Source organism: Clostridium subterminale (genome assembly GCF_039521425.1).
Classification (GTDB): Bacteria; Bacillota; Clostridia; order Clostridiales; family Clostridiaceae; genus Clostridium_J; species Clostridium_J subterminale.
The window spans coordinates 18,786-35,220 of the sequence record NZ_BAAACI010000007.1 but is presented as its reverse complement, the minus strand read 5'-3'; the positions used below and the strand labels follow the sequence as shown (position 1 = coordinate 35,220).

Below are 16,435 nucleotides of genomic sequence, written 5' to 3'. Positions count from 1 at the left end.
TAAAGTTTTAGGAGGAATTAATAATGAAAAATTTTAATGTAGCTGTTATTGGATGTGGAAGGATATCTTATAAGGGAATAGAGGCAATAGTAAATAATAAAGAAACATTAAAACTAGTAGCAACTTGTGACCCTATTGAAGAAAAAGCAACTGCCAAAAAAGATGAATATATTGAAAAATTGGGTAAGGATGCAATAGTAAATACATATAAAGATTATAAAGAAATGATAGAAAAAGAAAATATAGATATAGTTTATATAGCAACTGAAAGTGGGTATCACCCAGAGATTGCTATAAATTGTATGAATAAAAGTATACATGTTATCGTTGAAAAACCAATGGCATTATCAATTAAAGATGCTGATGAGATGATAGCTTGTGCTAAGAAAAATAATGTTAAGTTATGTGTATCACATCAAAATAGATTTAATGCTGCTATTCAAAAACTAAGAAGTGAAGTGGAAGCAAATAATTTTGGGAAGATGGTTAACGGTACAGCCAGAATACTTTGGAATAGAAATATGGGATATTATGAGCAAGCTCCTTGGAGAGGGACTTATGAACTTGATGGTGGAACGTTAATGAATCAATGTATCCATAATATAGATTTACTACAATGGATGATGTGCTCAGATGTTGATTCTGTATATGCTCAGTGTGATACTTTCTTAAGAGATATTGATGCTGAAGATTTTGGAGCTATATTAATAAGGTTTAAGAATGGTGCTATAGGAATAATAGAAGGAAGTGCCTGCGTGTATCCAACGAATTTAGAGGAAACATTAAGTATTTTTGGAGAAAAGGCAGCTGTTTGTATAGGCGGTCTTGCAGTAAATAAAATTGAAACTTGGAGAGTTGAAGGTTCAGATGAAAGTGAAGAGGAAGTCTTGGCAGCTCAAGAAGCAGATCCAGATAATGTTTATGGATTTGGACATACTTTACTATTTAAAGATGTAGTAGACTCTATCATAGAAGAAAGACAGCCACTAGTGAGCGGAGAAGAAGCTAAAAAACCACTAGAAATAATATTAGCTGCTTACAAATCTACAGCAACAGGAATGCCTGTTAAGTTTCCATTAGGAGATTTTTCTACTATGGATATGAAGGAAATGAAAAAATAAAAAATAATTATAATTAATTTTAGAATACTTGGAGGTATTATGGAATCGGTAAAAAAGGAACAAAAAATTTTTACTTTTGGATACTTATTATTATTAGTTATTTCTACATTGATATGTTTTATACAAGAGCCTAGATATGCAGTAGCATATGCATTTGCTTTTATTTATATTATTTTAGCTTATAAGTGTTATAGATTTGATTTTGAAAAAATACAAATTAGTTCACTGCTAATATTTGCTATAATAAATTCTAATGCATCTATGAATTTAGGGAATTCAACTATATACGTATATTATATAGTTATATTTATATTTCTATTATCCCTTTTCTGGAATATTTTTCAGGATTTTATCAAAAATAAAAAAATTACAATTTTGTCAATAACACAACTTATGGTGATAGCCTTAGTAGGATTATATATAATATTTTCAACTTTAACTTCAGATAATTTAGGTATATCTATGGGGAAAGTTAAAAATCATATAATTTCTTTTGCAACTCTTATTATAGCTTTCATAGAACTTAAAAAATATGATAATTTTAAAGCTATGATAAAATTTTTAAAATATTTATTTCTAGGAGTAGCACTTTTAGGTTTACTAGAAATTATAGGTGTAAATTATGGCATGAGAAATCATTTCTATGAGAGTGGGATTACACCTGAAAGGTATCCACATGTGGCACATGTTCCAGTCACATTCTTCTATAATCCTAATAATTATTCTGTATTTTTAGTAATGATGATGGTAATATTTATAAGTGATATTATATATAAAAAAATAAATTATAAAAATTTATTTTTTTATATACTTGGAATGATTAATATAATATTTGCTATGTCTAGAACAGCGTGGATAAGCCTTGTATTTACATTTATATTTATGATAATATTTTTTATTATATCGAAAGAAAAAATATACATGAAAAGAGCAGTTATACTAACTATAATGAGCTTGATAATTTATAATGGGTTATCACTTATCCCTGCTATGGGACCATTTTATGGTAAAATGAACCAGCTAAAAGAAATAACTTCAGATACTTTATTAGGAAACGAGACAGGAGCACATATAGGTCAAGAAGGTTCTGTTAATGTAAGATTAACTTTAATTACAGATGTTTTAGAAGGTGTAATTAAAGAAAAAAAATATTTAGGATTTGGACCTGGGATGACTTCAGAATATATAAAGTATAGAGATAATACATATGGGATATATAGTCTTCATAGTCTTCTATTAGAAATACTGGGTGACTATGGTGTTATAATGTTAGCTGTATTTGCTATAGTTCTTATTTCACAAGGAATAAGAATCTTAAAAAAATATTTAAGTTTAAATATGAAAAAAGAAAATATTGAAAAGAAAAATTTGTTTATAGGTGGCGTATGGCTATTTACTTTAATTATATTAAGTTTTGCTCCAAGTACAGTAGGAAATTTTCCTGTATTTTGGATTGGGATAGGTGGCGCTTTTAGTTTAGGATCATCAGATATGAAAGATATTCAATAAAAAATGTAACTATATTAATTATTTGGAAAAAGATTTTTAATATCAATAATTTGCTATATGTAATTTAAGAGGTAAGATGTAAATGAAAAATTGTATTGTATATTATCCTTTTAAAATTGACCCAAATCACCCAAGTGCTTCAAATATACGACCTGTTAAATTTATTAAAGGGTTCGAAGAGGCTGGGTATAATGTTGAAATTATACAAGGATATGCAAAAGAAAGAAAAAAATCTATAAAGTTAATTAAAAAAAATATAAATGAAGGTAAACATTATGATTTTCTTTACATGGAAAATTCAACGGAACCAACTCTGTTAACGGAAAAACATCATTTACCTATACATCCCATATTTGATTTCAAATTTCTTAGTTATTGTAAGAAAAAAGATATTAAGATTGGGTTATTCTATAGAGATATTCATTGGCGATTTGACCAATATAAAAACAGTGTTTCTATACTAAAAAGGTTAATAGCATATAGCTTTTACTATTATGATTTAATTAAATTTAAGAAATGCATAGATATACTGTATTTACCATCTCATGAAATGAAAAGGCATATACCTATAAATTTAAATAAGAAAGTTATAGAACTTCCTTCTGGATGCGATAGTGAATTTATGGGAAATCAAAAGGTAAGTTCATTACCACTTAAATTGCTTTATGTAGGGGGATTAAGTAAGTCTCTATATAATATTGAAACTTTAGTTGAAGCAGTATATAAAAATGAAAATTTTGAATTATATATATGTTGTAGACCGAATGAATGGGTAAAAAATAAGCCTTATTATGAAAAATATCTTACTAGTAATAGAATTCATGTTATACATAAGAGTGGAAAGGAATTAGATTTATTTGCTGAAGGTTCAGATATATTGTCTTTATCCATAGAACCATCATCTTACTGGGAATTTGCAATGCCAATGAAGCTTTTTTCATATATATCTTATGGTAAACCAATTTTAGGTGTCAATAATACTGTATGTGGTAGATTTATTGAAGATGCTAATATTGGATATGTATCAGAATATAATTTAAAAGATATAAGTGAAATGTTAAATTATATAGAAAAAAATTATCATATAGAATACAATGATAAACTAAAAGCTTTAAAAAAGACACATGAGTTAAATACTTGGAAAATGAGAGCTAATACAGTTATATGTAGTTTGAAATAAGTTTTTATATTTATAAAAATAATACTTAATAATATAATATTAATGTATAATATTTTAATTATTATGAATTAGGTTAATTATTCTATAAATTAGAGTATAAAAGGAGTTTTATATGAATGTATTAATATTACCGGCATGGTATCCTAATAAAAAGGATTATGTTGCAGGTATCTTTGTAAAACAGCAAGTTAAGGCACTTCAAAGCGTCGGAATTAAACCAGTAGTATATTATCCATATGATAGTGAAGTTTTACCGAATAAATTAAGTGATGAAGTCGAAGATAATGTGAAAATATATAGGGCAAATACAGAGCATGGTAACAAACATAAATTATCTAAAATTATTAGTTATATTAATGCAATTAGAAATTTAAGAAGAATTATCAAAGAAAATAATATAGATATAATTCATACTCATGTGGCTTATCCGGCTGGAATTGTTTCTTATATGTCATATTTAATGAATAAGAAAGTTCCATATGTATTAACAGAACATAGATCTAATGTAACAGAATTTGCAGATAGATTTTACAATAATATACTTAAAAAGGTATATTTCAATGCTAAAAAAGTTATAACAGTTAGTGAATTTTTACAGGAAGAACTTAGAAGTTTAGGTTATGATTTCAATGGAGTAGTAATAGGAAATGTTGTAGATATTCCAAATGAAGAGGTGTATGATAAACAGATAAAAGATGGTGTCAATATACTATTTATAGGAAGTATGGGATTAAATGAAGTTAAAGGACTGAAATACTTAATTCCAGCTCTTGAAAAATTCATAAAAAATACTTGTCTTAATGTTAATGTAACATTTATAGGTGATGGTATATATAGAAATGACTATATGAGCCTTTCAAAAAGGTTAGGAATAGAAGAAAATTGCAATTTTATTGGGCGTATTCCTAATTCAGAAATTGGTTCATATATAAAAAATAGTAATTTTCTAGTTTCATCCAGTATAAAGGAAACCTTTGGTGCTGTTATTATTGAAAGTATGAGTTATGGAAGGCCAGTGTTGGCAACAAAATGTGGAGGACCAAATGAAATAATAAATGAAACCAATGGTATGTTGGTTGAAAATAGAAGTGTTGATAGTCTATACGATGGATTAAATAAAATGGTAATAAACTATTCTAACTTTTCTAGTAAAGATATTAAAGATTATGTTGAATCAAACTATTCTTTATATGTTATAGGTAATGAATTAAAGAAAGTATATGAAGAAATTTTAAAATAAATTAACACGAGGTAGAAAAATGAGAATTTGTTATTTATCTGATGCAAATAGTGTGCATACTAAAAAATGGTGTTCTTTTTTTAAGGATTTAGGATATGACATTCATGTAATATCTTTAAATAATGGAGATATACCTGGAGTAACAGTTCATAGCTTTAATATTGACTCAGAAAAAGTAGAAAAAGAAAGTCTATTATATAAAGTTGAGTATTTTAAATTTATTGCTAAAGTTAGAAAGTTAGTTGAAATGATTAAACCAGATATTCTACATGCTCATTATGCTACTAGTTATGGTTTTCTAGGAGGATTAACTGGATTTCACCCTTATATTATATCAGTATGGGGAAGTGATGTTTATGAATTTCCAAAGAAAAATATAATATGTAAAAAGTTCTTAGAGAAAAATTTATCAAGAGCAGATATAATTTTATCTACTAGTAAAGCTATGGCAGAGGAGACTAAAAAATATACTTATAAAGATATACAAATTACTCCTTTTGGAGTTGATATTAATATATTTAAACCATTTGATAGTAGATACAAGGAGAACGAAAAAGTTATAATAGGTGCAATAAAAACTTTTGATACTAAATATGGTATAGAGTATTTGATTAGAGCTTTTGGTGAATTATGCCATAAGTATTGTAATATAGAACTTCATCTGGCTGGGAGAGGGCCTTTAGAAGAAAATTTGAAAAAACTGTGTAAAGAATTGCGTATAGAAGACAGAGTAAAATTTTTAGGGTATATTGATCAAAAAAAAGTTGTAGAAAACTTTAACAAGTTTGATATTGCAGTAATACCTTCCCTATTTGAGAGTTTTGGAGTTTCAGCTGTAGAGGCCCAAGCATGTGGAACACCTACTATAGTAACTAATACGGGAGGGTTGCCAGAAGCTACGAGTCCTAACAATAGTAGTATAGTTGTTGAAACAAAAAATGTGAGTCAATTAAAAAATGCCATTGAAAAGTTAATAATAGATAAAGAATTAAGAAGAACAATGGGAGAGTATGGAAGAAAATTTGTTGTTGAAAATTATAATGTAGTAGATAACTTTAATAATGTAAATAATATATATATTAGAGCTTTAGAACTTAGATAGTGTAGAAAAGTATTTTAATTGAAAGATAAATTGTCATAGTAATATATTAAAGGAGGTATTATTTTTCTTAGAAAAGAGATATTTTTAGCGTATTAGCTATATATAGAGTTGAAGAGGATTATGTAATAAATTAATTATTTAGGACGTGAAAGTATGGAATTTACTAAAACAGTTTCAGTAGTAATACCCTGTAGAAATGAAAAAAAGTACATTGGAAAGTGTATTGATTCATTTTTAAATCAAACTTATCCAAAGAATTTATATGAAGTATTGATTTGTGATGGTATGTCTATAGATGGAAGTAGAGAAATAATAAAAAAGTACGAAAGTAATTATGGAAATGTAAAATTAATAGATAATAAAGAATTGACAGCACCTAAAGGGATGAATTGTGGAATAGAACACAGTAATTCTAATATAATAATAATTTTTGGATCTCATGCTTATGCTGATGAAAAATTTATAGAGAATAATGTAAAGTTATTATATAAAGATATAAAAATAGGTTGTGTAGGTGGTCCAATAGAAACAGTAAGTGAGAATGAAATTGGGCAAGCTATATCCCTTGCTATGAGTTCGCCTTTTGGAGTTGGAAATGCACTTTTTAGGTATGCTCAACATGAAGTATTTGTTGATACTGTAGCTTTTGGAGGTTATAGGAAAGAAGTATTAGATGAAATAGGATATTTTGATGAGGAATTAGTTAGGAATCAGGACGATGAATTGAATTTTAGAGTGATAAAAAACGGATATAAAATATTATTATCACCTAGTATTAAATCAGTTTACTATAGTAGAGGCTCTTTAAAAAAACTATGGAAACAATATTATCAATATGGTTTCTGGAAAGTAAGAGTTATGCAGAAACATGGTAAAACTGCATCGATAAGACATTTAATTCCTATGATGTTTGTATTAGGAAATGTTTTAGGGATTATATTAAGTATATTATTTAAACCAATACTTTATATATGGATGAGTGTATTAGGAATATACGTAATAAGTGATTTATTTGAATCATTTAAAATTACAAAGCAAAAAAGAAAATTGTTCAAGTATACATCCATAATATTTCCTATACTACATATTAGTTATGGAATTGGATTTTTAGAAGGACTGATGCATTTTTATTTATTCAAATCAAATAAAAAAATAAGTAAAAATGCAGAAATGTCAAGATAAGGAGAATTTATATGTATAGAAAAAGAGAAACTTTTTTACCTTATGCAGTGCCGTTAATTGATGATGATGATATAAATGAGGTTGTTGAAACATTAAAATCAGGATGGGTAGCTAAGGGACCTAGAACTATAGAATTTGAAAAGAGATTTGCAGAATATACAGGGGCTAAATATGCCATTGCTATGAATTCAGCTACGGCTGCATTACATATTGCTTTGATAGCTGGTGGAGTTAAGCCAGGAGATGAGGTCATAACAACTCCGATTACTTTTGCAGCTACAGCTAATACTATAATTCATGTAGGGGCAACTCCTGTATTTGTAGATGTAGATCCAGAAACATTTTGTATAGATGCAAATAAGATAGAAGAGAAGATAACAGAGAAAACTTCAGCTATAGTTCCAGTACATTACACAGGCCATGCTTGTGATATGGATAAAATTAGAACTATAGCAGAAAAGTACAATCTTTTCGTATCAGAGGATGCAGCTCATGCAATTGATACTTATTATAAAGGCGATTTAATAGGAAAAAAAGGTGATTGTGCATCTTTTAGTTTCTATGCAACTAAAAATATATGTACAGGTGAAGGTGGAATGCTTACAACTAACAGAGAAGACATAGCTGAAAAAGCAAGAGTAATGTCAACTCATGGTATGAGTAAAGCAGCATGGAATAGATATGGAAAAGGTGGATCTTGGAGATATGATATAGAATATCCGGGTCATAAGTATAATATGTTTGATATTCAGGCAGCGCTTGCAAAGACACAAATGAATAAATTAACTGCTATGCAAGATAGAAGAAAAGAGATTGTAAAGAAATATGAAGAAGCTTTTTCTAAAATTGATGGAATCAAACTTCCACCAGAAGCAGCTTATACTACTCATTCATGGCATCTTTATGTAGTAAGATTAGAGCTTGATAAGCTTACAATTGATAGAGATAAGTTTATAGAACTCATGGGAGAAGCTAACATAGGTACTAGTGTTCACTTTATACCTGTACATTTAATGAGTTATTACAGAGAGAATTATGGTTATAATGAAGGTGACTTACCAGTAGCTGAAAGTTACTTTGATACTATACTTTCATTACCATTGTATCCGAAGATGACGGATGAAGATGTTCAAGATGTTATTAATGCAGTTACACATATTATAAGTAATTACCATAAATAAATATATAAATTGAAGGATCTAGTTTTTAAATAGAATTAGATCTTTTAATTTATAATTTTGCAAAAGCGATGAAAAATAATTAAATTTGTATGAAATATAAGCTTGAATATAGATATTTATATTATAAATTCACATAATATAGATATAAATTAATAAATTCATAATAATTAAAAAATATTTTTTTTATGAAATAAATGATATAATAATTTTGTGTTCGTACAAGGAGGAATTATTTTGGAGAACAATATAGTAATAGATATAAAGGAAAAAATCGAGAATAAAAAAATTCAATTTGGAGTAAAAAGAATTTTTGATATTATATTATCTTTTATAGGTATAGTGATATTACTACCAATATATTTAGTTATTGCTATAGCAATAAAACTAGATAGTAAGGGACCAGTATTATTTAAACAAGTTAGAGTAGGAAAAGATAGGAGAAATTTTACTATATATAAATTTAGAACAATGGTGATTTCAGCTGAAAGTAAGAGAGAATTACAAATAGATCCAACAAATATGGATAACTTTGTGTTTCAGAGCAAAAGTGATAATAGAATCACAAAGGTAGGTAGTTTTTTGAGAAACACAAGCCTTGATGAAATACCACAATTATTTAATGTTTTATTTGGTCATATGAGCTTAGTTGGACCAAGACCTGAAATACCTGAAGTTGTAAAATATTATCCAGAAAATTATTATCAAAGGTTATTAGTATTACCTGGAATAACAGGTCTTGCGCAAGTTAGCGGAAGAGGAGAAATAGAATTAGGAAAAACTATTTACTATGATTTAACTTATATAAGTAACTTTTCTATTTGGTACGATATTAAAATATTGTTTACGACGTTTTTTAAAGTATTTAAGAGAGAGGGAGCTTTTTAAAGGTAAGGTTATTTTAGGGTTATACAAGGCTATATGCTAAAAGAAAATAGATGTAGTTATACAGAACAATAGCACGAACACAGCTATAATAGTGGTAGCTATAAAGAAATATAGAACTAATTTATGATATTCCTTTCATGGTATATTAAAATTTTAATATATTATGAGTTAGTAGGGAAGGGGGAAAATCATGGACAAGAGTAGCGATAAAATAAGGGGAATTTTTTATATTGCCATAGCATCTATAGCCTTTGGAATAATGCCTATATTAGCCAAATTAGCCTATAAAGGTGGAGCGAATGCAATAAATACATTAGCTCTAAGGTTTACTTTTGCATCAATAATATTATTTTTCTATATAAAAACTAAGAAACTATCACTTAGGTTAAATAAAGATCAAATAAAACTTATATTATTTATGGGTGTGATAGGATATTCTATGACATCTATACTACTGTTTATAGCCTATAATTATATAGATGTAGGTATAGCAGGAATGATATTACATACATATCCTTTAATGGTTATGGTTTTATCTATTGTAATATATAAAGAAAAATTCAAATTAAAAAAATTTTTATATTTAATGGTAACTACAATAGGTGTATTTATAATGTTAGATGTTAAGGTTGGAAGCATTAATACTATCGGAGTAGTATTAGTATTGTTATCTGCATTATGTTATGCTATATATGTCCTAGGAGCATCTAACGATAAGGTTAAAAATATAAATAGTTATGTTATGACATTCTACATATCTGTAATTTCGGCAATAGTTGGAAGCGCTACAGGAATTGTAACTAATAGTTTTAATAATCCAATCAATTTTTATGGTATTATATCTATATTATTGATTGCATTTATATCCACCGTTGTTGCATTAATGGCATTTCTAAAGGGAGTAAAACTTATAGGACCAACTAATTCGGCTATTTTTAGTGCTTTAGAGCCTATAGTATCTTTGGTTTTAGGAGTTATTGTTTTAGGAGAATCAATATCTTTTAAAATAATAATTGGAAGTACTATTATAATCTTAGCCATGATTCAATTGGCTAAGGATACTATTAAAAATTAGGAAGACTGTATCAGGATAATTTGCAAAATTATTCTGATACAGTCTTTTAAAATTATAAAATTGAGTGTGAGATATAAAAATAATATAAATACTTTTATGTATATATGAATAGAAGAATAAATCTATTTTAATATTTTGGTTATCTGCATAATTAATTCTTTAGTAAGTTAAAATGATAATACATTAAAAATATTCATAATATTCCGACGTAACAATTAAAAGGTTATTTTGATTTTATAAAGAATAATAATTATATAGGGAAGAATATTGTAAGGGGGAGATATTAATGAATAAAGTAATAATCAATGGAAATGACTTAAGACTTGAGGATATAGTAAATGTAGCTAGAAATAATTATCAAGTAGATATTAGCGAAGAAGCTATAAAAAGAGTAGAAAAATCTAGAGGAATTGTAGATAAAATTGTAGAAGAAGATAGAGTAGTTTATGGAATAACTACAGGCTTTGGAAAATTTTCTGATGTATCTATATCAGGTGAAGATTGTAAAACTCTTCAAAGAAACTTAATTATATCTCATGCGTGTGGCTTTGGTGATAGCCTTGATACAGATATAGTAAGAACAATAATTTTACTTAGAGCTAATGCTTTATCCAAAGGATATTCAGGAATAAGACTATCTACACTACAAACTTTAGTTGCTATGCTAAATAAAGGAGTTCATCCTATAATACCGGAAAAAGGTTCTTTAGGAGCATCTGGTGATTTAGCACCATTATCTCATATGGTATTACCAATGATAGGAGAAGGAGAAGCTGAGTATCAGGGAAAAATAATAAGTGGTAGAGAAGCTATGAATAAAGCTGGTATAGAGGTAGTTCAATTAATAGCTAAGGAAGGTCTAGCATTAATTAACGGTACTCAAGTTATGACTGCAGTTGGAGCTTTAGCTTTATGGGATGGAATAAACTTAATTAAAAGTGGCGATATAGCTGCTGCATTAACAGTAGAAGCGCTAAGAGGAATAAGAGATGCCTTTGATTTAAGAACTCATAACATACGTCCTCATGAAGGGCAAATTGAAACAGCAAAAAACATATTAGCTTTAGTAGATGGAAGTTCTCTTGTTACATCTCAAGGGGAAATTAGAGTACAGGATGCATATACTTTAAGATGTATACCTCAAATTCATGGAGCTTCTAAGGATGCATTAAATTATGCAAAACATAAAGTAGAAATAGAGATTAATTCAGTAACTGATAACCCAATTGTAACAGAGGAGGGTGACGTTATTTCAGGAGGAAACTTCCACGGACAACCTATGGCATTAACCTTCGATTTCTTAGGCATAGCTATGAGTGAAATAGCCAATGTTTCTGAAAGAAGACTTGAAAGATTAATTAACTATCAATTAAATGATCTTCCAGCTTTTCTTGTTAAACATGGTGGCTTAAATTCAGGATTTATGATAACTCAATATGCAGCAGCAGCTTTAGTTTCTGAAAATAAAATTCTTGCCCACCCTGCTAGCGTTGATTCAATACCTTCTTCTGCAAATCAAGAAGATCATGTTAGTATGGGAACAATAGCAGCTAGAAAAGCAAGAGATATAATAAGAAATGCAGAGAGAGTAGTAGCTACTGAAATTTTAGCAGCATGCCAAGCTATTGACTTTAGACAGGAATATACCTTAGGTAAAGGTACTAAAGTTGCCTATGAATCAGTTAGAGACGTAGTTAACTTTATAGAAAATGATGTAGTTATGTACAAAGAGATAGATAAGGTTACAGAGCTTCTTCGTAGTGGAGAACTAGCTATTAAAGTTGAAGAAGTAGTTAAAGTTAATTATTAATATAGCATCAAAGATTTTTAAAATTTATAGAATATAATTTACAAAGAAAAGTGATGCCAATATATAAATATAGATATTGGTACCAACTATAAATAAATAGGAGGAGTTAATTATGGCAAGAATAGTAGAATGTATACCTAACTTTAGTGAAGGAAGAGACAAGGAAAAAATTGAAGCTATAGTAAATGTATTTAGGGGAGTAGATGGAGTAAAACTACTAGACTATTCTAGTGATGCAGATCATAATAGATCTGTTGTTACAGTAGTAGGAGAGCCAGAAGCGCTAGAGAAAGCTATAATAAACATGGCAGAAAAGGTTTATGAAAATATAGATATGAGCACTCATATAGGGGCTCACCCAAGAATGGGAGCTCTAGATGTAGTTCCATTTGTACCTATTGATGGAATTACTATGGAGGAGTGTGTAGAAATAGCTAATAGAGTTGGTAGAGTAATTGCAGAAAGATTTAATATTCCAGTATATCTATATGAAAAGGCAGCTACAGCTTCACATAGAGAAAATCTAGCAACGGTTAGAAAAGGTCAATATGAAGGTTTCTTTGAAAAAATAAAAGAAGATAAATGGGCGCCAGACTACGGTCCAAAAGAAGTTAATGTTAAGGGTGGATGCGTTGCCATTGCTGCAAGACAACCTTTAGTAGCTTTTAATGTAAATCTAGGTACAGATAATTTGCAAATAGCAGATACCATCGCCAAAACAGTTAGACATTTAGGTGGTGGATTAAGATTTGCAAAGGCTATGGGAGTAATGCTTGAAGATAGAAACATAGCGCAAGTATCTATGAACTTAGTAAACTATGAAAAAACAGCAGTATATAGAGCTTTTGAAATGGTTAAGATGGAAGCAAAACGTTATGGAGTACCAGTAGTAGGAAGTGAAGTTATAGGCCTTGTACCAATGGCTGCTTTAATCAATAGTGCTGAATATTATCTTCAAATAGAGAATTTCTCTATGGACCAAATATTAGAAAGAAGAATAAGCGAATAGTAATAGCTTAGGAGTTGAAGTACATGTCTATATTAATTAAGAATATTGATTGCCTAGTTACCTGTGAAGGTAGCCATAGAAAAAAAGGTAAGGAAATGGATGATGCTAAAATCATAGAAAATGGTTTTATATTTATAGAGGATGATATAATATCTGTTGTAGGAAAAGATGAGGAATATAAATCCTATATAAATGAAGATACTATAATTATCAGTGGTAAGGGCAAAACAGTTACACCAGGACTTGTAGATCCGCATACTCATTTAGTTTATAGTGGAAGTCGCGAAAATGAGTTACCTCTAAAATTAAATAAAGTAGGGTATATTGAAATCCTAAATATGGGTGGAGGAATATTAAGCACCGTAGAAAACACTAGAAAAGCATCCGTAGATGAATTAGTAGAGGAAGCTAGTAACAGACTTAATATAATGCTAAATCACGGTACAACTACAGTGGAAAGTAAATCAGGCTATGGCTTAGACCTAGAAAATGAGAAAAAAATATTAAAAGTAAATAAAGAATTAAACAACACTCATCCAATAGATGTGGTATCTACTTTTATGGGAGCTCATGCTATTCCTAAGGAATATAAAGAAGATAGAGAAGGCTTTATAAAGCTTATAATGGAAGAAATGATACCAAGCATAGCAGAAGAAAATTTAGCAGAATTTATAGATTGCTTCTGTGAGGAAGGTGTATTCACTACTGAGGAATGTAGAAGAATCCTTGAAAAGGGTAGAGAGTATGGAATGAAGCTTAAGCTTCATGGGGATGAAGTTGAATCTGTTAAAGGAGCAGAGCTTGCAGGGGAGTTAAAATGTATTTCAGCAGAACATTTAATAGCAGCTTCTGATGAAGGAATAAAGGCTTTAAGTGAAAATGATGTGGTAGCAGTATTATTACCATCTACAGCTTTTTATTTAATGCTTGGTAATTTTGCTAGAGCAAGAGATATGATTGATAATAATGTGGCCGTTGCTCTTGCTACAGATTGTAATCCAGGAACATCTCCTACTGAATCTATGCAAAATGTTATGACCTTTGCATGTTTTGGTATGAGAATGCTTCCTAATGAGATAATCAATGCTATGACTATAAATGCAGCCTGTGCTATAAATAGAGAAAAATCTGTAGGATCCATAGAAAAAGGGAAAAAGGCAGATATAGCTATATTTAATAGCAAAAACTTAAATTATCTAGTTTATCACTTTGGAATAAATTCTGTGGACAAGGTAATAAAAAATGGTAATATAGTTGTAGATAGAGAAAAAAATAAGTAATTACAGGAGGAATATTTATGTTAGATACAAAAACTGTGAGAGAATTTATCGGAGAACTAGGCTCAAATTCACCAGCTCCGGGTGGTGGAAGTGTAGCAGCTCTTTGTGCATCATTATCTAGTGCATTATCATCAATGGTTTTTAACTTAACTGTAGGTAAAAAAGCTTATGAAGCATTAAATGATGAAGAGAAAGCATTAGTAAATAAATATTTAGAAGTATCAGGAAGAGAAAAGGATGAATTCCTAGACCTTATGAATGAAGATACAGAAGCTTTTAATGAACTTATGGCTGCATTTAAAATGCCTAAGGACACTGATGAAGAAAAAGCTGCAAGAAGTAGTAAAATACAATTAGGTTATAAGGCAGCAACACAAGTACCATTAAAGGTAGCAAGAAGATCCTATGAAATTTATGAAGGAATTCTAGTATGTGTTAAATACGGTAATAAGAACGCTATATCTGATGGTGGTGTAGCAGCATTATTAGCTCAAAGTGCTATAGAAGGAGCAATTTTAAATGTAAAAATAAATCTTTCTTCTATAAAAGATGAAGCTTATACAGAAGAAATTAGAAGTGAATTAAAAAGATTAAGTGAAGATGGTATGAAAAAGCAACAAGAGATATTAGCGATTGTAAATCAACATATGTAACTTAAGGTAATTATACGCACTGTATAAAGAGAATGTCTCAAGGGATTATAATTTATATCCATTGAGGTACATTCTCTTTTTCTAAGTAGAATTGTTATAAATATAGTTATTAATTATGAAGTTCTCACTAAATATATGAAAAATAATAACACTAAGAAGTAATAATATTAAAATCTATATTATAGTAAATCATTAATTTTTAAAGCAAAAGTTTGTGAAAATATTGGAAATATGACTAAATGTAAAATAATGAAGAAGTTAGCCGTAAAATTCTGTAGATAATTTGATATTCTTGTATTAAATTTCTTTAAGAAATTATGGAAAAAACTGTAATAGTTTATAAATTTAGTGTATAATTAGTGTATGTTCTAAGTGTAAAAGTTTATGAATATAATATAGGTTGGAGGGAAGCATATGTTACTTAGGTTTGAACCTTTAGATGACAAAATCGTAGTTACACTTCAAGGAGAGCTTGATCATCATAGTGCAGAAGAAGTTAGAACCAGGGTTGATGATATTTTAGATAAAGATGGATATAAGGCTTTAATCTTCAATTTTTCTGGAGTAAATTTTATGGATAGTTCAGGAATTGGAGCAGTAATTGGAAGATATAAGAAGATGTCCTTAAGGGGTGGCAAGGTGTGCTTAACTAATGTTACACCTACAGTTAAGAGGATATTTGAGCTTTCAGGTATGTTTAAAATAATTTCAATGTATGAAAATGTTGAAGAAGCACTAAGGAACATTTAGTGGGAGGAATTAATGATATGGAAAATAAAATCAAAGTTGAATTTAGTAGTTTATCTAAAAATGAAAGCTTTGCAAGAGTTGTAATAGCAGCTTTTGCTGCGCAGTTAGATCCTACATTAGACGAGCTTAGTGACATAAAAACTGCAGTATCAGAGGCGGTTACTAATGCAATTATTCATGGCTACGGCAATGAAAGTGAAGGTAACTTTGTAAAATTAGAGGCTACAATTATTGAGAATGAACTTACAGTTAAAGTAATAGATAATGGAGCAGGAATAGATAATGTAGACATGGCAATGCAACCCCTTTATACATCTAGACCTGACTTAGAGAGATCAGGAATGGGCTTTACAGTTATGGAAACTTTTATGGATAGCCTAATAGTAGAATCTGTAAAGGGTCAGGGAACAACTGTAACAATGAAAAAAGCTTTCAACATTGTAAGATAGGTGAAAAGT

15 protein-coding genes are annotated in these 16,435 nt (G+C 29.0%); all 15 read left to right on the top strand.

Annotated elements, in window-relative coordinates; genetic code table 11:
- Window positions 1-23 precede the first annotated feature (23 nt).
- The 15 genes from ABDZ93_RS13890 (at window position 24) to spoIIAB (ending at window position 16,426) form a co-directional block, all read left to right on the top strand.
- Window positions 24-1,121, top strand: coding sequence for a Gfo/Idh/MocA family protein (locus ABDZ93_RS13890; RefSeq protein ID WP_343827038.1), 1,098 nt, complete (start codon window positions 24-26; stop codon window positions 1,119-1,121).
- 39 nt (window positions 1,122-1,160) lie between these two features.
- On the top strand, window positions 1,161-2,630 hold the full coding sequence (locus ABDZ93_RS13885; RefSeq protein WP_343827037.1) for an O-antigen ligase family protein: 1,470 nt from the start codon (window positions 1,161-1,163) through the stop codon (window positions 2,628-2,630).
- Between the two features lie 82 nt (window positions 2,631-2,712).
- On the top strand, window positions 2,713-3,810 hold the full coding sequence (locus ABDZ93_RS13880) for a glycosyltransferase (RefSeq protein ID WP_343827036.1): 1,098 nt from the start codon (window positions 2,713-2,715) through the stop codon (window positions 3,808-3,810).
- A gap of 112 nt (window positions 3,811-3,922) precedes the next feature.
- Entirely contained in the window at window positions 3,923-5,050 is a 1,128-nt protein-coding gene (locus ABDZ93_RS13875; RefSeq protein WP_343827035.1) for a glycosyltransferase, read from the top strand.
- Window positions 5,051-5,069: 19 nt separating this feature from the next.
- Complete coding sequence (locus ABDZ93_RS13870; RefSeq protein WP_343827034.1) at window positions 5,070-6,152, top strand: glycosyltransferase; 1,083 nt, start codon at window positions 5,070-5,072, stop codon at window positions 6,150-6,152.
- A 153-nt stretch (window positions 6,153-6,305) separates the two neighbouring features.
- On the top strand, window positions 6,306-7,334 hold the full coding sequence (locus ABDZ93_RS13865; protein WP_343827033.1) for a glycosyltransferase family 2 protein: 1,029 nt from the start codon (window positions 6,306-6,308) through the stop codon (window positions 7,332-7,334).
- Window positions 7,335-7,345: 11 nt separating this feature from the next.
- Entirely contained in the window at window positions 7,346-8,515 is a 1,170-nt protein-coding gene (locus ABDZ93_RS13860; RefSeq protein WP_343827032.1) for a DegT/DnrJ/EryC1/StrS family aminotransferase, read from the top strand.
- A gap of 231 nt (window positions 8,516-8,746) precedes the next feature.
- The gene (locus tag ABDZ93_RS13855; RefSeq protein ID WP_343827577.1) at window positions 8,747-9,400 is read left to right on the top strand and encodes a sugar transferase; all 654 of its coding nucleotides are present in this window, start codon (window positions 8,747-8,749) and stop codon (window positions 9,398-9,400) included.
- 190 nt (window positions 9,401-9,590) lie between these two features.
- Window positions 9,591-10,475 carry a DMT family transporter gene (locus ABDZ93_RS13850; RefSeq protein WP_343827031.1) on the top strand — a complete coding sequence of 295 codons (885 nt, stop codon included), beginning with the start codon at window positions 9,591-9,593 and terminating at the stop codon, window positions 10,473-10,475.
- A gap of 286 nt (window positions 10,476-10,761) precedes the next feature.
- A complete protein-coding gene (hutH, locus tag ABDZ93_RS13845) occupies window positions 10,762-12,285 on the top strand; it encodes a histidine ammonia-lyase (RefSeq protein WP_343827030.1) in 1,524 nt (507 codons plus the stop codon).
- Window positions 12,286-12,397: 112 nt separating this feature from the next.
- A complete protein-coding gene (gene ftcD / locus ABDZ93_RS13840; RefSeq protein WP_343827029.1) occupies window positions 12,398-13,294 on the top strand; it encodes a glutamate formimidoyltransferase in 897 nt (298 codons plus the stop codon).
- Window positions 13,295-13,317: 23 nt separating this feature from the next.
- Entirely contained in the window at window positions 13,318-14,574 is a 1,257-nt protein-coding gene (gene hutI / locus ABDZ93_RS13835; protein WP_343827028.1) for an imidazolonepropionase, read from the top strand.
- A 17-nt stretch (window positions 14,575-14,591) separates the two neighbouring features.
- Entirely contained in the window at window positions 14,592-15,227 is a 636-nt protein-coding gene (locus ABDZ93_RS13830; protein ID WP_343827027.1) for a cyclodeaminase/cyclohydrolase family protein, read from the top strand.
- Between the two features lie 414 nt (window positions 15,228-15,641).
- A complete protein-coding gene (gene spoIIAA, locus ABDZ93_RS13825; RefSeq protein ID WP_343827026.1) occupies window positions 15,642-15,977 on the top strand; it encodes an anti-sigma F factor antagonist in 336 nt (111 codons plus the stop codon).
- A gap of 17 nt (window positions 15,978-15,994) precedes the next feature.
- Window positions 15,995-16,426, top strand: coding sequence for an anti-sigma F factor (gene spoIIAB, locus ABDZ93_RS13820; RefSeq protein WP_343827025.1), 432 nt, complete (start codon window positions 15,995-15,997; stop codon window positions 16,424-16,426).
- Window positions 16,427-16,435: the final 9 nt, after the last annotated feature.